Annotated in this window: 20 protein-coding genes; 7 read left to right on the top strand and 13 right to left on the bottom strand. The window is 29.3% G+C overall.

Annotated elements, in window-relative coordinates:
* Positions 1-39 precede the first annotated feature (39 nt).
* From AC2TY9_RS06280 to sucD, 4 genes are all read left to right on the top strand, one after another.
* On the top strand, positions 40-1,431 hold the full coding sequence (locus AC2TY9_RS06280) for an aldehyde dehydrogenase family protein (protein ID WP_489780098.1): 1,392 nt from the start codon (positions 40-42) through the stop codon (positions 1,429-1,431).
* A gap of 291 nt (positions 1,432-1,722) precedes the next feature.
* Positions 1,723-2,751: a TRAP transporter substrate-binding protein gene (locus tag AC2TY9_RS06275; RefSeq protein ID WP_489780097.1), complete on the top strand. Its 1,029-nt coding sequence runs from the start codon at positions 1,723-1,725 to the stop codon at positions 2,749-2,751.
* A 134-nt stretch (positions 2,752-2,885) separates the two neighbouring features.
* Entirely contained in the window at positions 2,886-4,055 is a 1,170-nt protein-coding gene (gene sucC / locus AC2TY9_RS06270) for an ADP-forming succinate--CoA ligase subunit beta (RefSeq protein ID WP_489780096.1), read from the top strand.
* The gene (gene sucD, locus AC2TY9_RS06265; protein ID WP_489780095.1) at positions 4,055-4,927 is read left to right on the top strand and encodes a succinate--CoA ligase subunit alpha; all 873 of its coding nucleotides are present in this window, start codon (positions 4,055-4,057) and stop codon (positions 4,925-4,927) included. Before sucC ends, sucD begins: the two co-directional genes overlap by 1 nt.
* A gap of 34 nt (positions 4,928-4,961) precedes the next feature.
* Here the strand turns inward: sucD and AC2TY9_RS06260 are convergent, their stop codons facing one another.
* Positions 4,962-5,384, bottom strand: coding sequence for a DsrE family protein (locus tag AC2TY9_RS06260; protein WP_489780094.1), 423 nt, complete (start codon positions 5,382-5,384; stop codon positions 4,962-4,964).
* Positions 5,385-5,533: 149 nt separating this feature from the next.
* Between AC2TY9_RS06260 and AC2TY9_RS06255 the strand changes: the two genes are divergently transcribed.
* Complete coding sequence (locus AC2TY9_RS06255) at positions 5,534-6,268, top strand: phytanoyl-CoA dioxygenase family protein (RefSeq protein ID WP_489780093.1); 735 nt, start codon at positions 5,534-5,536, stop codon at positions 6,266-6,268.
* On the top strand, positions 6,261-8,366 hold the full coding sequence (locus AC2TY9_RS06250) for a helix-hairpin-helix domain-containing protein (RefSeq protein WP_489780092.1): 2,106 nt from the start codon (positions 6,261-6,263) through the stop codon (positions 8,364-8,366). The genes AC2TY9_RS06255 and AC2TY9_RS06250 overlap by 8 nt, the downstream gene beginning before the upstream one ends.
* A gap of 284 nt (positions 8,367-8,650) precedes the next feature.
* Here AC2TY9_RS06250 and AC2TY9_RS06245 read toward each other — a convergent pair whose 3' ends face one another.
* Positions 8,651-9,325, bottom strand: a complete 675-nt coding sequence (locus tag AC2TY9_RS06245) for a DUF1826 domain-containing protein (protein ID WP_489780091.1) — start codon at positions 9,323-9,325, stop codon at positions 8,651-8,653.
* Between the two features lie 272 nt (positions 9,326-9,597).
* Here AC2TY9_RS06245 and AC2TY9_RS06240 point away from each other — a divergent pair, with 272 nt between their 5' ends.
* Entirely contained in the window at positions 9,598-10,446 is an 849-nt protein-coding gene (locus tag AC2TY9_RS06240; RefSeq protein ID WP_489780090.1) for a hypothetical protein, read from the top strand.
* Positions 10,447-10,553: 107 nt separating this feature from the next.
* Here the strand turns inward: AC2TY9_RS06240 and AC2TY9_RS06235 are convergent, their stop codons facing one another.
* The 11 genes from AC2TY9_RS06235 to AC2TY9_RS06185 all read right to left on the bottom strand — a co-directional run bounded on the left by AC2TY9_RS06235 (position 10,554) and on the right by AC2TY9_RS06185 (position 18,215).
* Positions 10,554-10,682, bottom strand: a complete 129-nt coding sequence (locus AC2TY9_RS06235) for a hypothetical protein (RefSeq protein ID WP_489780089.1) — start codon at positions 10,680-10,682, stop codon at positions 10,554-10,556.
* 83 nt (positions 10,683-10,765) lie between these two features.
* Positions 10,766-10,867, bottom strand: a complete 102-nt coding sequence (locus AC2TY9_RS06230; RefSeq protein ID WP_489780406.1) for an ATP-binding cassette domain-containing protein — start codon at positions 10,865-10,867, stop codon at positions 10,766-10,768.
* A 614-nt stretch (positions 10,868-11,481) separates the two neighbouring features.
* On the bottom strand, positions 11,482-11,865 hold the full coding sequence (locus AC2TY9_RS06225; RefSeq protein ID WP_489780088.1) for a RidA family protein: 384 nt from the start codon (positions 11,863-11,865) through the stop codon (positions 11,482-11,484).
* A 15-nt stretch (positions 11,866-11,880) separates the two neighbouring features.
* Positions 11,881-12,567 (bottom strand): sensor histidine kinase, encoded by a 687-nt coding sequence (locus tag AC2TY9_RS06220; RefSeq protein ID WP_489780087.1) that lies wholly within the window; start codon positions 12,565-12,567, stop codon positions 11,881-11,883.
* Between the two features lie 257 nt (positions 12,568-12,824).
* Positions 12,825-13,580, bottom strand: coding sequence for an NUDIX domain-containing protein (locus AC2TY9_RS06215; protein ID WP_489780086.1), 756 nt, complete (start codon positions 13,578-13,580; stop codon positions 12,825-12,827).
* Positions 13,581-13,588: 8 nt separating this feature from the next.
* Positions 13,589-14,206, bottom strand: a complete 618-nt coding sequence (locus tag AC2TY9_RS06210; RefSeq protein ID WP_489780085.1) for a LysE/ArgO family amino acid transporter — start codon at positions 14,204-14,206, stop codon at positions 13,589-13,591.
* Positions 14,203-14,823 (bottom strand): MarC family protein, encoded by a 621-nt coding sequence (locus AC2TY9_RS06205; RefSeq protein ID WP_489780084.1) that lies wholly within the window; start codon positions 14,821-14,823, stop codon positions 14,203-14,205. Before AC2TY9_RS06205 ends, AC2TY9_RS06210 begins: the two co-directional genes overlap by 4 nt.
* Positions 14,824-15,795 carry an amino acid ABC transporter permease gene (locus tag AC2TY9_RS06200; RefSeq protein WP_489780083.1) on the bottom strand — a complete coding sequence of 324 codons (972 nt, stop codon included), beginning with the start codon at positions 15,793-15,795 and terminating at the stop codon, positions 14,824-14,826.
* Between the two features lie 3 nt (positions 15,796-15,798).
* Complete coding sequence (locus tag AC2TY9_RS06195; RefSeq protein WP_489780082.1) at positions 15,799-16,614, bottom strand: transporter substrate-binding domain-containing protein; 816 nt, start codon at positions 16,612-16,614, stop codon at positions 15,799-15,801.
* A 27-nt stretch (positions 16,615-16,641) separates the two neighbouring features.
* Positions 16,642-17,463: a transporter substrate-binding domain-containing protein gene (locus tag AC2TY9_RS06190; protein WP_489780081.1), complete on the bottom strand. Its 822-nt coding sequence runs from the start codon at positions 17,461-17,463 to the stop codon at positions 16,642-16,644.
* Between the two features lie 23 nt (positions 17,464-17,486).
* On the bottom strand, positions 17,487-18,215 hold the full coding sequence (locus AC2TY9_RS06185; RefSeq protein WP_489780405.1) for an amino acid ABC transporter ATP-binding protein: 729 nt from the start codon (positions 18,213-18,215) through the stop codon (positions 17,487-17,489).
* Positions 18,216-18,265: the final 50 nt, after the last annotated feature.

Here is an 18,265-nt window from a genome sequence, read left to right as displayed (position 1 = left end):
TTAATAAATATAAATTAAATTTTAAAATAAGGAAAATAAATGAGTACAATAGAAGTAACATCACCATTTGATGGTAAAGTAGTAGGAACTGTGCCTTTTACAGATGTAGAAGGTGTTGAAAAAGCAATTGATACTGCTTATGAAAAGTTTTTAGACAAAGATAATTGGATTCCTAAGCATAAAAGAATCGAAATCTTAGAAAACTTAATGAAAATTATGTCTTCTCAGGTTGAAGAACTAACTATCCTTTGTGCTTCTGAAGGTGGTAAACCTTACATGGATTCTAAAGTTGAAATTCAAAGAGCTATCAATGGTGTTAAGATTGCTATTGAGCAAATTGGTGCTATTGAAGGTCAAGAAATAGCTATGGGTCATACTGCTTCATCTGCAAACAGAATGGCTTATACTATGAAAGAACCTATTGGGGTTGTTGCTGCAATATCAGCATTTAACCACCCATTTAACTTAGCTATTCACCAAGTAATACCTGCTATTGCTGTTGGTTGTCCTGTTATTATCAGACCTGCTACACAAACTCCTATGTCTGCTGTTAAATTAGTTGAGTTATTAGCTGAAGCTGGTTTACCTGAGGGTTGGGCTCAAGCTGTTGTTTGTGACAGAGCTGGAGGAGAGTTATTAGTTACTTCACCTAAGACTGCTTTCTTTACATTTATTGGTTCAGGACCTGTTGGATGGTATTTAAATTCTAAGTCATCTCCTGGAACAAGAAGTGCTTTAGAGCATGGTGGAGTTGCTCCTGTTATTGTTGAGCCAGATGCAGACATTGATGCTATGATTCCTGATTTAGGAAAAGGTGGTTTCTATCATGCTGGTCAAGTTTGTGTATCAGTTCAAAGAATTTTTGTACACGAATCAATTGCTGATGATGTAGCTTCAAAACTAACAGATTATGCTAAGAACTTAGTTGTTGGAGATCAATTAGATCCAAAAACTGAGGTTGGTCCATTAATTAACCACAACGAAGTAAATAGAGTTGAAGAGTGGGTTAATGAAGCTGTTGAAAAAGGTGGAAAAATATTAACTGGTGGAAAAAGAATTTCTGATTCTTTATATGAGCCAACAGTTATTGTTAATCCATCTGACGATGCAATTATTTCACAAAAAGAAATTTTTGGACCTGTAGTTGTTGTTTATTCATACAAAACTTTAGATGAAGCAATTGACAGAGCAAACTCTTTAGATGTTTCATTTCAAGCAGCAGTTTTCACTAAAAACATTGACACTGCATTAAAAGCTGTTAAGAAATTAAATGGTACTGCTGTTATGGTTAACGACCATACTGCATTTAGAGTTGACTGGATGCCATTTGGTGGTGCTAAAACTTCTGGTTTAGGTTTAGGTGGTATTCCTGATTCTATGAATGAAATGCAAAACCAAAAACTGATGGTTATTAAATCTAGCGCTTTATAATCTTAAATAAGAGGATTTAATCCTCTTATTTATCCCCTTTCTATTCTATCTCCTTGCTTGAGATTTTTCCAATAATATCCTATTGCCAAAAAATAATAATTAAAACAATTAAAAACTCTGTAGATCCCTAAAATTGGCTATTTTATATACAATAATTTTTATACTTTATAGCCATTTAATATTATAATTTTCACATAAATATATATAGTTAATGAACAAAGGGGAAGCTTTAGTTTTATATCACTATAGGTATTTAAATATATGTAAAAAAGATAAAAGGAGAGTAAATAAATGATAAGTTTATTTAAGAGCGTTAAGAAAAACTTTTTAACAACAGCAATTGTTGCGTTATTAGGTGTTATGACTTTAGTAGATACTGCTAGTGCTGCTGATTATAATTGGAGATTTGGGAATCTGTATGGTAGAGGAACTGCCTTTGGTGAAGTTTATAAAAACTTAGCAGAAGGTATTGAAAAAAGATCTGGAGGAAAAATTAAAGTTGATATGAGATTTGCTGGTGAGGGTGTAGGCCAAGCAGGTTTATTAGCAGCAACTAAATCTGGACTTATTACTATGGCAGCACCATTTCAATCTATGCATGCTGGGGAGCTACCTGCAGGTGTAGTTGAGATTGGTTTACCAGGTGGTACAGCTGATACTGACAAACTATATAAACTTTTTCATGAAGATGGTTGGGATAAAATTCTTAAAAAAGCATATGGTGCACAAGGTTTAGTATGGTTAGAACCTTATATCCAAACTCCTGTATATATTATTACAAAAAAGCCTATCAACTCTGTTGAAGACTTCAAAGGTTTAAAAATTAGAGCTCCAGGTGCATATGGTAAATTCTTAAGAAATTTAGGTGCTACACCTGTTTCATTATCTTGGGGTGAAATCTATACAAGTTTAGCAACAGGTGTTATTGATGGTTCTATTGGTAGTAACCTAATTGACCATAGAGATGGAAACCACGTTGAAGTTGCAAAATATATGTATAAATTACCATTAGCAGGAGCTCAAGTTTTACCAATTGTTGTAAATAAAAGTGCTTGGAATAAACTTACTCCTGAACTACAAGAAGCTGTTCATGCTGCAACAGTTGACCATGCAAAAGAACAATTAGAAAAATCTAAAAAATGGGAATCTGAAGCTGTTGCACAAATGGAAGCAAAAGGTTTAAAATGGTCTCCTGAGCCTTCTGTTGCTGATAAAAAAGCTTGGAAAGCTGCTGGAGCAAGTCTTTGGGATGAATATTCTTCTAAAGATAAATATTGTAAACAATTAATTGATGTGTTAAGAGCACAAGCTAGCAAATAAATTTAAGGGGGTTTCCCCCTCTTAAAAACCTTTTTTAAAAACTCTTAAAACAGCTACTTAAGCACATTTACATCAACATTTTGGTATAAGCTTTTATTAACAATAAATACAAACTATAATAGGAACAATTCATTATGAATTTACATGAATACCAAGCAAAAAATCTTTATAGAAAATATGATATCCCTACTACAAAAGGGAAACTTCTTACACATCCTTCTCAACTAGATGATATATTAAGAACTTTAGGTGGAGATAAATGGGTTATCAAAGCACAAGTTCACGCAGGTGGACGGGGAAAAGTTGGTGGAGTAAAATTAGTTGAATCTAAAATAGAAGCCAATGAAGAGGTTAGACATCTTCTTGGAAGTAGATTAGTTACTCACCAAACTAATGAAAAAGGGCAACCTGTTAACTCAATTTATATTGAACAACCTTGTGATATTGTTGATGAGATATATTTAGCATTTACAGTTGATAGAACAAGCCAGCGAATCATGATTATCACTTCAGGCGAAGGTGGTATGGAGATTGAAGAAGTAGCAGAGAAATTTCCAGAAAAAATCTTAAGAAATCCAATCAATCCTGTTGTTGGTATTATGCCAGCACAATGTAGACAAATTTGTGATGACTTAGGATTAGACAAAACTCTAAGTGCACAAATGATTGATATTATGCAAAAAATCTATAAAATGTTTATAAAAAATGATTTATCACTTGTTGAAATCAATCCATTAGTTGTTACAAAACAAGGTCATATTTTATGTCTGGATGGAAAAGTACAAATTGATAACTCAGCACTTTATAGACAAGCAAAAATGAATGAAATTAGAGATGAATCTCAAGAAAATGAACTTGAATTAAAAGCAGAAAAGCTTGACTTAAATTATGTATCTTTAGATGGAAATATTGCTTGTATGGTAAATGGAGCAGGTCTAGCTATGGCAACTATGGATTTAATTAAAACCCATGGTGGAAATCCAGCTAACTTTTTGGATGTTGGTGGAAGTGTAAATGAAAAAAGAGTTATTGAAGCCTTTGAAATTATTCTTTCTGAAAAAAATGTAGATGGTATTTTAGTAAATATTTTTGGTGGTATAGTAAGATGTGACATCATAGCTTCAGGTATTATTAGTGCTGCTCAAAAGATGAATCTAGATATTCCAATTGTTGTAAGACTTGAAGGTACTAATGCAGCTGAAGGTTTAGAACTAATTAGAAACTCAGATGTAAAAGTTTTCGAAGAAGCAAATCTTGATAAAGCAGCACAAAAAATCATTGAACTATGTGGAGGGTCAAAATAATGGCTATTTTAATTGATAAAAACACAAAGGTATTAGTTCAAGGTTTAACTGGTTCACAGGCAAGTTTTCACACACAAAGAGCATTAGCATATGGAACATCAGTTGTAAGTGGTGTAGTTCCAGGGAAACGAGGTCAGAGACATCTTGACCTTCCAATATATAATACAGTTGAGTGTGCAAAAAGACTAACAGGAGCAAATGCTTCAATTATCTATGTACCTGCTCCATTTTGTAAAGATGCAATTATTGAAGCAAGTGAAAATGGGATTGAAACAATTGTATGTATCACAGAAGGTATCCCAACAATTGATATGCTTGATGTAAAAGCAGCAATTGATTTAAATGGTTCAACTTTAATTGGTCCAAATTGCCCAGGAATTATTACACCAGGTCAATGTAAAATGGGAATTATGCCAGAATCAATTCATATGCCAGGAAGTGTAGGTATTATCTCAAGATCTGGTACATTAACTTATGAAGCAGTTAATCAATCAACACAAGCTGGATTTGGTCAAAGTACTTGTGTTGGAATTGGTGGAGATCCAGTTCCTGGAAGTGATTTTATTGATATTCTTAGAAAGTTTCAGGATGATCCTGAGACAAAAGCAATTGTAATGATTGGTGAAATTGGTGGAGCTAAAGAGGAAGCTGCAGCAGAATTTATAAAAGAATATGTAACAAAACCTGTTGTTTCTTATATTGCTGGAGTTACTGCTCCTAAGGGTAAAAGAATGGGTCATGCCGGAGCTATTATTGATGGTGGTAAAGGAACAGCAGATGAAAAATACCAAGCCTTAGATAGAGCTGGTGTTTGTACTGTTAAAACTATTACTCAAATTGGTGATGCTTTAAAAGAAGTTCACCCAAAATAATCAATCTAATTAAGAGGAGTTCTCCTCTTAATTTTTAGTAACTTAATGTTGCGAAATCATCATTTAAAAGTTGTGCAGCTACTTTCGGTGGTTTAGCCACAGTAACACCTTCAAGTAAAACTGATTTATCTAAACCAGCATTTGGTAAAAATAGTGGACATACTTGAACATTAGCACCTTTTTTTATTAAACCTTGAAGTAACATTTTTGGACTTACATCTTTTGGTTTTAATTTAGGACTAGGAGCACCTTTAACAGCTAGATTACCTGCTTCAGAACATAATGTAACGTTAACCATTTTCTTTTGTTTTAATGTCATAGTTGATAAAACCATTGCCATTAATTGAGTTTGAGCATCATGGGCTGTAAGAACTACATTTAGTCCTTTTTTTTCACCAGCCATTGCACCAGTTGTTAATAAAGCTGATATAGCAGCAATAGAAAGTAATTTTTTCATATATTTCTCCAAATTATTAGTTTGGATTAATTTTCATGCCCTGTGATTATAATAGTTTTATACTTAAATAAATTATAAATTCTTTTTTTAATTAAACTATGTGATATTAAAACTAAAGTAAAATTAGCCTTTTTATAAAGTGAGCTTATATGAATTTAACATCTAATCAAATAGAACAATTTAATAAAGATGGTTTTTTAGTTTTAAAAAATTTTGCACCACATGAACTTTGTGATGAAATAACTAAAAAAGCTAAGAATCATTTAGAAAAAAAGATTGCCCCAATAGAATCAGAACAAGAGTACTTAAATTTTAGCGATGAAAAAATTACAGTTAGAAGATTAAGACAAGTTTATGACAGGGAAGATATCTTTAAAGAATGGATGACATATGAAAAAATAAGACCTATTTTAAAACAGATATTACATGATGAATTAATTTTAACCTTAGCCCATCATAACTCTATCATGACAAAACTCCCAAAAGAAAGTACAAGAACCTATTGGCATCAAGATAGACGATATTGGCATTATGAAAATGATAATTTAATATCTATATGGCTAGCCTTAGATGATGAGTTTATAGAAAATGGCTTATTGGAATTTATTCCAGGTAGTCATAAGATGAATTTTAGTTCAAATAGGTTTGATGATAATTCAAATTTTTTAGATGAGAATGAAGAAAACATTGCACTAATTCATAAAAAAGTTTCAACACCTTTACAAAAAGGTGATGTGGTTTTATTTCATTGTAAAACTCTACACCATGCTAATAAAAATAATACGAAAAAAGCAAAAATCTCTTTTGTATATACAATTAGAGGTAAAAAAAATAAACCACTTTTAAATACAAGAAGTGATTTCAAGGAAATAGAACTTGACTAAAAATTTAATTCCATTATTAGAAGAAAAAACAGCTCTTTCTACAAAAGTTATAAACAATATAATTAAACTACTTGATGAGGGTTGTACAATACCTTTTATTGCTAGATATAGAAAAGAATATACAAATGGTGCAACAGATGTTGAACTTAGAATATTTGAAGAGACATACAATTACTTTCAAAAGTTTCTACAAAGAAAAGAAGAGATAGAAAATATATTAAAAGAGAAAAACTTCTTAAATGACAAAATAATAAAAAACCTTAATGAAGCTACAACATTACAAGCTTTAGAAGATATCTATACACCATTTAAAGATAAAAAATCTTCAAGAACAAGTAATGCAATAAAAAATGGACTTGAACCATTAGCAAATATTATTCAAAGTATGAAATACTCTATTGAAGAAGTAGAATCTAAAGCAAAACAATTTTTAAATACAAATGTAAAAAGTGTTGATGAAGCAATAAATGGGGCGAAAGATATAATAGCTCAAAGATATGCAGATGACTTTAAATCAAAAGAAATTATTAGAAATCTAGTTGCAAATTGGGGAAGTTTAGATATAAAAGAGGGAAAACAATTTGATAAAAATGGACTTTATTCCTCTTTTGCAAATACAAAAGAGAAACTAAAATATATAAAATCCCATAGGGCTTTAGCAATTTTGAGAGCAGATAATGAGAAACAACTAAGTATCAAAATTGATATCGATGAAAATCATATCTTAGAAAATATAAAAAAATATAAAATCCCTAATCATGCAAATAGTTCAAAAAATTTAGTATTTGATGCATATAAAGATGGACTAAAAAGACTTTTATTACCTAGTTTAAAACGAGAAGCACTAGCAAATTTAAAAGAAAAAGCGAGTAACGAAGCAATAGAACTATTTGGTAAAAACCTAAAAGAACTACTTTTAACTGCACCATTGATTAATCATGTAATCTTAGGTATGGATCCAGGGTATAAAACAGGTTGTAAACTTGCAGTAATTGATGAAAATGGAAATTTTTTAGATAGTGCAGTTATTTATCCAACAAAACCAAAAGAAGATATTATAAGTTCATCAAAAACAGTTTTAAATTTAATTAAAAAACATAAAATATCTTCAATTGCAATTGGAAATGGTACTGCTTCTAGAGAAACTGCAAGCTTTATAAATGATTTAATAAAAGAACAAAATTTAGATATAAATTATGCAATTGTAAGTGAAATTGGTGCAAGTGTTTATTCAGCATCTAAAATAGCACAAGAGGAATATCCAAACCTTGATGTTACTATTAGAGGTGCTATCTCAATAGCTAGTAGGCTAAGAGATCCAATGGCAGCCTTAGTTAAAATTGACCCTAAATCACTTGGTATTGGACAATATCAACATGATGTAAATCAAAAAGATTTAGCACTAAAACTTGAAAATATTACAGTTGACCTTGTAAATAAAGTTGGTGTTGATTTGAACTCTTCTTCCTATAAACTTCTTTCATTTGTTTCAGGAATTAGTGAAAGACTAGCAAAAAATATTGTTGAGCATAGAACTAAAATCAAGAGATTCACCTCTAAAGAACAACTACTTAAAGTAAAAGGTATTGGAGCAAAAGCTTATGAACAAGCAGTAGGATTTTTAAGAATTAAAGATGGAAAATCAATACTTGATAATACAGGCATTCACCCAGAAGATTACACTTTTTCTACAATTTTACAAAAAGACTATAAACTTGAAGAGATAAAAGATTTTGAAAAAGTAGCAAACAATTTAAATATTAGTGCCTTAAAAATAAAAGATATAGTCCAAGAACTTTTAAAACCAGGTTTTGATGTAAGAGAAGAGTTTAATCAAGTAAAGTTTTCAAGTGACATTTTAAATATTGAAGATTTAAAAGAGGGTTTTACTCTAAGTGGAATAGTAAGAAACATCACAGACTTTGGTGCTTTCATAGATATAGGACTTAAAAATGATGCCCTACTTCATATCTCACAAATTAGTTCAAAAAGAATCTCTCATCCAAGTGAGATTTTAAGTATCAATCAAAATCTAGAAAATATAAAAGTTGTAAGTGTAGATTTAGAGAAACAAAGAGTAGGTTTGAGTTTGAAATAAATTTAATTGATTCTAGTGTTTAAAATTAGTATTTTAAAATAAAGTTTTCAAACTGAAAATCTTTTTACTGAAACTTTAAATATTACACTAATAGTCTACTTTCTATGTTCCAAATCTCCTTAATATTTGTGGAAATTTGTATTTTTTACTTTTTGAACACTTTGCGGAACACTGAATACTAATATAAGTGCTCATATTCCAAAACCTAGGAGATTGTGAACTTAACGTCTCTGAATTCCATATGATATGATTGTTGGCTTCATAAGACAAGCCATAATATTTAACTAGTAAAAATCTAAAGTTAATATCAAACGCTTTTCATTGCTTATCAATTCTGGTGAACGGTGGACTAAGCCCGCATTTTCATTACCTTTCCAAAGCGTACCTTTGAGTAAAGCAACATCGCCACAATCTAGTTGTTGGATATCACTTTCACTTTGATAAAGTCTAGATTCACTGTCAGGCAAGCCGTTACAACCCCACCCCAGTTTTGTTTGATTAACCACCTCGTGTGGCAGCCATTCTGTGGCTATACCTTGATAGGTCGTCACAAGACGACAAGGTACTTTGTCCACATGAAATTTAGGACACATCGCTTTATCTAAAACTTTCAAACGCATGCCTGCTTCTTTAAGTTCAAACAAATAACAAAACATATCCACAAGCTCAGCAATATCTTCGCTAACTTCAGTCATATTGTTATCAAAAGATTCTCTAATACGCGAAAGGGCATCTTGTGGCGTTAAGATCATTTCCTTTTGGAAGGTAGGATTTAATGCTAAAAATTCTTTTACCGAATATTGTAAAGTAGTAGGTTTCTCACGCCGCCAAATGGCAATATTGATCTCAGCCTGATAGATATCGCTTAAAACCGTTGGCTGTTTATCCTGAGACATATGTCGGAAGATACCACCCACTTGACCCCATTCGCCAGAAAGATTAAGATTCTTTTCATTCATAATCATTTTCTCCTTTAACACTCATTGAATTATAATGGTAGAGTATATCATATTAAGTGCAACTTAGTTGCAAAAAATATTTTGTATGTAGTGTTTTATTTAAGATTTAAGAACTTGATTAATGTTTTTTACATAATTTATCTTCATGAAATCTCTCAATTAAAAAGATTATTATTAATTTAACTTATAATATTGCAACTAAGTTGTATTTAAATTTCTTATATTATAATTCTAAAAATAAAATGCAAGTTAGTCGCAAATAAAGGATAAAATTGAAAAAAATATTAGTTGGTTCAATAGTTTTAAGTGGATTATTATATGCACAAAATACAAATATCTCATATGAATATGGACTAAAAGATTATAGTAATTCTTTGACTAAAATAGATGGAAAAGTACAAAATATAGGAATATCACATAAGTTATCTAATCATATGATAAATTTAGGATTCCAAAGTGATAATGTAGATAGAGAACACTCTATTACTAAGGCAAATCTTCCATCTCTTGATGTTGAAAAATACAGTGTAAAATATACATACAAAATAAATGATAAAGTAAATTTGAAAGCTAGTTATATAAAGATTATTGATAATCTAGCTCCAACAGATCAAGGAAAAGTTTATGGTCTAGGTGTAGATTATAATATTGAAAAAGGATTAACAGCAGGATTAGATATTTATAAAAGTGATTATGAAACTTTTGATGTAAATCAATATGATTTTTCCCTTTCAAAAGGTTTTAAAATTGATAATTTAAAACTAAAAGCAACTGTAATTGCTAAAAAAATAGATATTGATGGTAGCAAATATGGTGCATATACTTTTAAAGATAAAGATTACTTTACAGCAGGCTTAAAACTTGGGGCAAATTACAATGGTTATATAGCAGGAGTTGGTGCATTTTTTGGAAAAAGAGCATTTACAGTTCTTGATGATGGAATAAAAGTTCAACATCATGCAATGGAACAAGATGAAACATACATGTTAAGTCTAGGAAAGAAATTTAAAAATTTTGATATTTTAGCTAAATACTCTTTTCAAAATGGAAAAGAACTGCCTGAAAATAGAGATGATGTAGATACAAAAGTTACTTCTATTGCACTAAGTTATAAATTTTAAAATTAAAAAAAAGGAAGGAGAAGGGAGGAAGAGATAAAACCTTTCTTTTTATTCTTGTATTCTTTCAAATTCCTCTCTACACTCAATAGAGAATTTTGCATAAGGTTTTACTCTAAGCCTTTTTGTATCTTATTTAATGCATAATCTATTTCTCTTAATTCTTGAACTTTTTTTTCTCTTAGTCTCTCTTCCTTTTTATATCCAAATAGACGTTTTTTTAAACAATCTTGTCCCATCATTACAACTTTTTATACGGTAATTGGAAAGTTTAAATTTACATTTGTATTTTGGGGAACATAACCAATTTTATGAATTTGTTCTAAATGTCTTTTTCAAAGATTTTTATAGAGCCTTCTTTTAATTCATATATTCCAAGTATTAGCTTTAATAAAGTTGACTTTCCTCTTCCATTTAAACCAATAATTGTAAGAAGTTCATTATGTTGAACTTTAAAATTTATATCTTCTAAAACTTTTTGTTTCTAATATGAGAAATTTAGTTTTGATACTTCTATCATGTTACTTTTGAATTGTGATGACAAGTTTATCCTTTATTTAAATTGTGCAATTAAATTACATTATTAGAGAATGGATTGCAATTTTTATTAAGTTTTAAGTGTAAATACTGTTGTGAAATAAAATAAACTGTGATCTAAAAATGGTATTTTTGCTATTCCAATATACTTGAAACTCTAATTATAAGTAATTTATATACAGAAAATAGGACACAAAAATAACAAATAGATTATTATAAGTATGAGTAAAAAAACAAGTTCAACAACCTGTAATATTTGAAACAGTAGAAAATCACATAGTGATATAATTAAGAACCATTTTTTACTGATATGAAACGCTAACAGTCTCTTTTTTAATTAATGACTACTAAAACCCATTTATTGAATTAATTTGTACATATACAATAGTAAAAAAAGAAGGTTTTTATAGTCGATATTTGATGTGCAAAACGTTCGTTTATTTAAAACAAAAATCCAAACATCCAGAGAGGTATTTTATTTAAAAACTAGAAGAAAACCTTCTAGTTTTTAAATGCAATTGCATCTACTTCAACTAAAACATTTTTAGGTAAAGTTTTAACTGCTACAGTTGCTCTTGCAGGGGCTGTTTCGCCATCAAAATATTCAGCATACACTTCATTAAATGCGGCAAAATTATCCATATCAGATAGATAACAAGTTGTTTTTAATACATTAGCAAAAGAGCTACCACCCTCTTCTAAAACAGCTTTTAAATTTTCCATAACTTGTTTTGATTGAACTTTAATATCACCTTCAACTAATTCCATTGTTTCTGCAATTAATGGAATCTGACCAGATAAAAATAATAAATCACCAAAGGCAGTTCCTTGATTATAAGGACCAATTGCTGATGGTGCTTTTGATGTTGATATGATCTTTTTCATTTATATCCTTTAAAATTAAATTACATAATCTACATTAAGTGGTAATTCTATAAAAAACTTAGCTCCATGCTGGGTATTTTTAACATATAATTGTCCACCTAATTTATTAACTACAATATCATAGCTAGTATATAATCCTATACCTGTACTATATTCATAATCTTTTGTTGTGAAGTATGAATCAAAGATTTTATCTATAATTTTTTCTTCTATTCCTCCAGCATTATCTTCTATTGTAATTTGAAGAGAATACTCTTTTTTTATTAACTCATACTTAATCCACTTATCTTTGATTTGATTTTCTAATAGGGCATCTTTTGCATTTGTTAAAATTGAAATAAGAACTTGAAGTAATTCTCCTAAAATCAATTTAAAAGGAATTTTTTCTTTCTCAATAAAGCCTTCAATTATCTTAATATTATGTAAAGAAAAAGATGACTCAATTAAACTAATTGCCATCTTTAGTCTATCTTGAATTATAATCTCTTTTTTTTTGTTTGTAAACTCAATATAATCTCTAAACTCATCTATTGTTTTTGAAAGATATACTGAATTTTCAAGGATTGAATCTGAATAATTTATAAAATCTTTGTCATTTAAAAGACCCATTTCTTTTTTTAGTTTCATTCCACTAGCGGCAGTTGAGATTACACATAAAGGCTTTCTCCATTGATGTGCAATATTACCAATTAACTCTCCCATTTGAGACATTTTGATTTGTTCAAATATCTTTTTTTCTTTTTGAGAATTTTGTTGTTTTATTTGAATAAGTTCAGTTTTTAGTTCTTTTACTATTAACTCTAATTTCTTATTTTTTGTTTCTAATTCATATACTTTATCGTCTAAGATATTAAACTCCCTGCTTTATATTCGCGATAGCATATTATTTAATATATATTAAATTTTAAGATGTTAGAAAAACTAATTCTTTTATTAAAGGGATTTATTACTTTTTATTATCATAAATATAATTCTATGTTCTTATTAAAATTCTTTAGAAACTCAGGTTTATTGAGATTAAAACCATTATTACTAATTGCAGCTTTTACAAGATTTTTTGTAAACTCTGGCATTAACTCATCATTTAAGTACTCAGTTACATTAATCCATTTTGCTTCTTCAATCTCATGTGTATCTTGAATATTTATTTCAAAGCTCAATGGTTTTGCCAAACAAGCAATATATAGATTTGATTTATGGAATTGATGGGGATATAAATGACTTATTGAAATTACAGATTTAAACTCTACTTTTATACCAGTTTCTTCAAGAACTTCTCTAATACAAGCTTGAGAAATCATCTCTTTGTTATCTATATGACCACCTGGAAGTTTAAATACCTTAGAATAGATTTTTTCTTTTATTACTAAAAGTTCATTTTTTTCATTTATAACAACTGCCCCAACACCCAATGTATGATTTGCAGCTGTGGGGATAATTGCATTTTCTTTTAATCTTTTTACAACTAATATATAATTTTCATCACAAGAGTGAAAGAAAAAACCATTTTTAGTTGCAATTGGTATAAAATCTGATTTTGAAATATCAATATATATCCAAATCAAATTTCTTTTTTCTCTTAGTTCTTTTATTAATAAATCTAAATTTTTTTCAAACTCTTCTTTTGAGTTTGGTAGTGATTCTATTTCTATTGTTATTCCGTTATATGGATCTAAAATAGTTTTAAAACATCCTATAATTTCAACTGATTCCAAAATTTGCCTTATTTAATTAAATCAACCAAAGAAAAAGCTATAAAAAGCATAAATATTCCTATTGTGATATCAAGGATTTTCCATGTTATAGGTTTTTTAAATAAAGGAATTAAAATCCTTGCTCCAAAACCTAAAGTTGAAAACCAAATTGCTGAGGCACTCACTGCACCTAAAAGAAAGTATAATTTCATAGTAGATTCAATGTTAGCACCAATTCCACCAATTAAAAGTACTGTATCAAGATAAGTGTGTGGATTTAAATAAGTAAACACAAAAAGCATTGTTATTACTTCTTTAATTGGATTAGTTTTTATATTATCATCTATTTGTAATGACTCATTTTTAAAAGCACTTTTAAAAGATTTCAAAGCATAAAAGCATAAAAAAACAATCCCAAAAATTGCAATACTATTTATAAAAATTTGTTTCCCCTGAATAAAAAATCCAAGGCCTAAAACACCCGCACTTATAAGTAAAAAATCTGAAAAAGTACAAAACAAAACTGCTTTTAAAACATGTTGTCTTAAAAGCCCTAATTTTAGAACATAGGCATTTTGAGCTCCAATTGCAACTATTAAAGAAAAAGTTACAATAAAACCTTTTATTAAAATATCCATTTCACTCATAGATAACTTTTTCCTAAGTGAACAACCCCTGAGATTATAAACTGAACAGCAATAGCTCCAACAATAAGCCCCATAAGTTTTGTAATAATATTTTGACCCGTTAATCCTAAATATTTTTTAATATAAATTGAATTTTTCAAGATTAAATAAAACAGTAAAGCATTTACACAAAATGCAAGGACAATTGATAAAACATCTAAAAAAGTTTGAGCTTGATGTTTAAAAATGATAATTGTAGTAAAAAGTCCTGTACCAAAAGCAATTGGAATACCTATTGGAATTACTGCTAGCTCCTCGTCATTTTTATCTTCATCCTCTTTTTTTGCTTCACTACTTCCACCAACCATTGATATAGCCATTAAAAGTAAAATTATTCCACCCATTACTTTTAATGAGTCTTCACCAATCCCAAACAATCTTAAAATAAAATCCCCTGAAATTAAAACAACAATAAAAGCAATTAAAATAGTAAATGTAGATTTTTTTGCAATCGTAGAAATCTGACTTTTTGTAATATTTGTAGATAAAAGAGATAGTGCAATTGCACTAACTCCTATTGGGTCCATAATAGCAAAGAAAGTAATACTTTGTTGAAGAAAATCTTGAATAAGTTCCAATTAACTCATTCCACCTTTTGCTTGCATATTTTTTTCTAATCTATGACCTATGAAACTCATAGTTGAAGTTATTGTTAAATAAACTAAAGCAATAACAATCCAAGTTTCAAAGGGAGAAAAGGTATTTGCAACAATCTCTTTACCTACTTTTGTTAAATCAGTAATTGATATAACAGATACTAAAGATGAATCTTTCACAAGTGCAATCATTTCACCCACAAGTGTAGGTAAAGCTCTTTTAAAAGCTTGTGGTAAAATAATATATCTCATTGCTTGGAATTTTGATATTCCAAGGGAGTTTGCAGCTTCAAGTTGCCCTTTATCTATAGATTGTATAGCACCCCTTAAAATCTCTGCCATATAAGCACCAAAGAAAATTCCAAGAGCTAGAACCCCTGCTACAAATCTTTCTAATTCAAAGATATTTGCGACAATAAAATAGAATAAAAAGATTTGTACAAGTAAGGGGGTTCCCCTAATTATAGTTATATATACAGTAGCAATATCTTTTAAAAACTGATAAGAAGATAACTTCATAAGTGCAACAATAATACCAATAAAAAAAGTTAAAATTGCAGCAAAAAACGATATTTTAAGAGTAACCCAAAGACCGTTTAAAACAGGTCCTGTCTTCTTTTCTGAACTAACTGCTAAATAATCGCCTTCATAAACATTTTCCCCAACAGTATAATCAAATTTTGCTTCACTGTTAAGTCCTTCTATTTTTACTTTCTCATCAGCTTTCAAAACATAATAAACACCATTTTCTTCAATAAATTTTCCATCTACTGGTGCTTCATAAGTTTTTGTATCTGTATATATAAAGTACTCTGGAATAGAATTCCATTTCCAAACATAATTCATATTAGCCGCAGCTATATATAATGAATATCCTACTATTAAGTAAAAAGCTAGAGCAATAAAATGCCCTAGATTTTTGTTTTGTGCTAAACTTTGATGTTTTTTACTCATAAACTATTGAACTCTTTTTAACCAGTTAGTGTCAACTAACCATTTTTTATATAATTCATCTGTAAATCCAAGAACTTTATCTTCTTGCACTTGTCTTAAAAAGTTATTTAACCAATTTAAGAAATCAGGGTCACCTTTTCTAATCGCCCATGCAAGAGGTTCATAAGTTAAAGGTTTATCTAAATGAACTAGTTTTCCTTTTCCTTTATCAGACATAAATAAAACATTATATGGTTGATCATAAATAAAAGCATCTGCTTTACCATTTAATACTTCAGCCGCAGCATCTGCTTCTGTTTCAAAAGTAACAAGTTTTGCATTAACAAAGAATTTTTTAGCAGCAACTTCAGCAGAAGTTCCTAACTTTGTAGTAATCGTATTATCTTTTGTGTCTAATTGTTTTGCATCAGTAATTTTACCCTCTAAAGCTTTATTCATAAGCATAGTTTGACCAACAACAACATATGGCTCAGCAAAATTAACTTTTAAGTTTCTTTGTTGAGTAACTGTCATACCAGACATAATAATGTCACATTTCCCAGTAACTAAAGCAGCAATAATTCCATCCCAAGCTGTAGGAAGTAATTTTAATTTAACTCCCATTTCTTTAGCCATTTTTTTAGCAAAATCAACATCATAACCAATAATTCTACCTTTTTTGTCTTTCATCTCAAAAGGCATATATCCTGGTTCTAAACAAACTTGAAGTTCACCCCTTTGCAGAACCTGATTTAGTGTAGATTTTTTCCATAAGTTTATATCATCACCAAATAAGTTTGTTGTTACAAACACCATAAGCGCCAAAATTAAATTTTTCATGTATACTCCTTTAATATTAAGATTGGTTTACTGAATATTCTTTAACCATCTAGTATCAACAAACCATTTTTCATATAATCTTCCATGTAAATCAAGAACTTTATCCTCTTTAATTTGTCTAAGAAAATTATTTAACCAGTTTAAAAAATCGGGATCACCTTTTCTAATTCCAAAAGCTAGTGGCTCATAAGTTAAAGGAGTATCTAAATGAATAAGTTTCCCTTTTCCTTTGCTATCCATAAACATTGAATTGTATGGTTGATCATTTATAAAAGCTGCGGCTCTACCATTTAAAACTTCAGCTACAGCCTCCGCTTCTGTTTCAAATGTTATAACTTTTGCTTTTTTAAAAAACTTTCTTGCAACAATTTCACCTGTTTGACCAAGTTTTGCAGTAATAGTATATTTACTATCATCCAATTCTTTTGCATTTTTAATTTCATTCATTAAAGAATTATTTAATAAAACTGTTTGCCCTACAACAATATAAGGATCTGAGAAATTAATTTTTAAATTTCTTTGTTGAGTTACTGTCATTCCTGAAATTATAATATCAAACTTACTTGTAATTAAACCTGCAATAATTCCATCAAAAGCTGTAGGAACTATTTCAAGTTTTACGCCCATTGCTTTTGCCATTGCCTTTGCAATATCAACATCATAACCTATTAGTCTTCCCTTTTTATCTTTCATTTCAAAAGGCATATAACCAGGTTCTAAACCAACTTTTAAAACTTTCTTTTCTAAAATACTATTTAGAGTAGATTTTCTCCATAAATTGATATCATCAGCAAATAAACTATTTACAGATACCACTAATACTAAAGTTAACAAAAACTTTTTAAACATTCTTCTTCCTTCTTTGTTTTTTGTTAATGAGTTAATATTTCATTTAAAAAGTTTTTAGCTCTGTCAGATTTTGGATTTTCAAAAAACTCTTTTGGGGTATTTTCTTCAACAATTACACCATGATCCATAAATACAATTCTATCTCCAACTTCTTTAGCAAATCCCATTTCATGTGTTACACAAACAATAGTAAAGTTTTCTTTTGCCAAGTCTTTCATTACAGAAAGTACATCACCAATTGTTTCAGGGTCTAAAGCTGATGTTGGTTCATCAAATAAAATCACTTTAGGTTTCATAGCAAGACTTCTTGCAATAGCTACCCTTTGCTTTTGTCCACCTGATAAATCAGCAGGATATGAATTTGCTTTATCTTCAAGCTTTACTTTTTTAAGTAGTCCCATAGCTGTTTTTTTAACATCTTCACTTTTAGAATTTTTTACAAGTGTCGGAGCTAATGTAATATTTTCTAATATTGTTAAGTGAGGAAATAGATTAAAATGTTGGAAAACCATTCCAACTTCACCTCTTATTTCTTGCAGATTTTTTTTACTTGCATGAATATCTATATTGTCAAATGTAATTTGACCATTATCTATATCTTCAAGTCCATTAATACATCTAATTAGTGTTGATTTTCCAGAACCTGAAGGACCACACACTACAACAATCTCACCTTTTTTTACATAAAAATTTACATTTTTAAGAACATGGAAATCATCAAAATACTTGTTGATGTTGTCCATTGAAATAATATTATTACTCATTTACATCTCTTTTTTTAGTCTAAAGTAATTATACTATA

The organism is Arcobacter sp. ISO1 (assembly GCF_058105185.1).
The sequence above is the reverse complement of the archived record's forward strand: the minus strand, read 5'-3'. Positions and strand labels throughout refer to the sequence as shown.

Coding starts and splice junctions, on each gene's coding strand:
- AC2TY9_RS06280 (WP_489780098.1), top strand. CDS start 40: ATGAGTACAATAGAAGTAACATCACCATTTGATGGTAAAGTAGTAGGA.
- AC2TY9_RS06275 (WP_489780097.1), top strand. CDS start 1,723: ATGATAAGTTTATTTAAGAGCGTTAAGAAAAACTTTTTAACAACAGCA.
- sucC (WP_489780096.1), top strand. CDS start 2,886: ATGAATTTACATGAATACCAAGCAAAAAATCTTTATAGAAAATATGAT.
- sucD (WP_489780095.1), top strand. CDS start 4,055: ATGGCTATTTTAATTGATAAAAACACAAAGGTATTAGTTCAAGGTTTA.
- AC2TY9_RS06260 (WP_489780094.1), bottom strand. CDS start 5,384: ATGAAAAAATTACTTTCTATTGCTGCTATATCAGCTTTATTAACAACT.
- AC2TY9_RS06255 (WP_489780093.1), top strand. CDS start 5,534: ATGAATTTAACATCTAATCAAATAGAACAATTTAATAAAGATGGTTTT.
- AC2TY9_RS06245 (WP_489780091.1), bottom strand. CDS start 9,325: ATGAATGAAAAGAATCTTAATCTTTCTGGCGAATGGGGTCAAGTGGGT.
- AC2TY9_RS06235 (WP_489780089.1), bottom strand. CDS start 10,682: ATGGGACAAGATTGTTTAAAAAAACGTCTATTTGGATATAAAAAGGAA.
- AC2TY9_RS06225 (WP_489780088.1), bottom strand. CDS start 11,865: ATGAAAAAGATCATATCAACATCAAAAGCACCATCAGCAATTGGTCCT.
- AC2TY9_RS06220 (WP_489780087.1), bottom strand. CDS start 12,567: ATGGGAGAGTTAATTGGTAATATTGCACATCAATGGAGAAAGCCTTTA.
- AC2TY9_RS06210 (WP_489780085.1), bottom strand. CDS start 14,206: ATGAGTGAAATGGATATTTTAATAAAAGGTTTTATTGTAACTTTTTCT.
- AC2TY9_RS06200 (WP_489780083.1), bottom strand. CDS start 15,795: ATGAGTAAAAAACATCAAAGTTTAGCACAAAACAAAAATCTAGGGCAT.
- AC2TY9_RS06195 (WP_489780082.1), bottom strand. CDS start 16,614: ATGAAAAATTTAATTTTGGCGCTTATGGTGTTTGTAACAACAAACTTA.
- AC2TY9_RS06190 (WP_489780081.1), bottom strand. CDS start 17,463: ATGTTTAAAAAGTTTTTGTTAACTTTAGTATTAGTGGTATCTGTAAAT.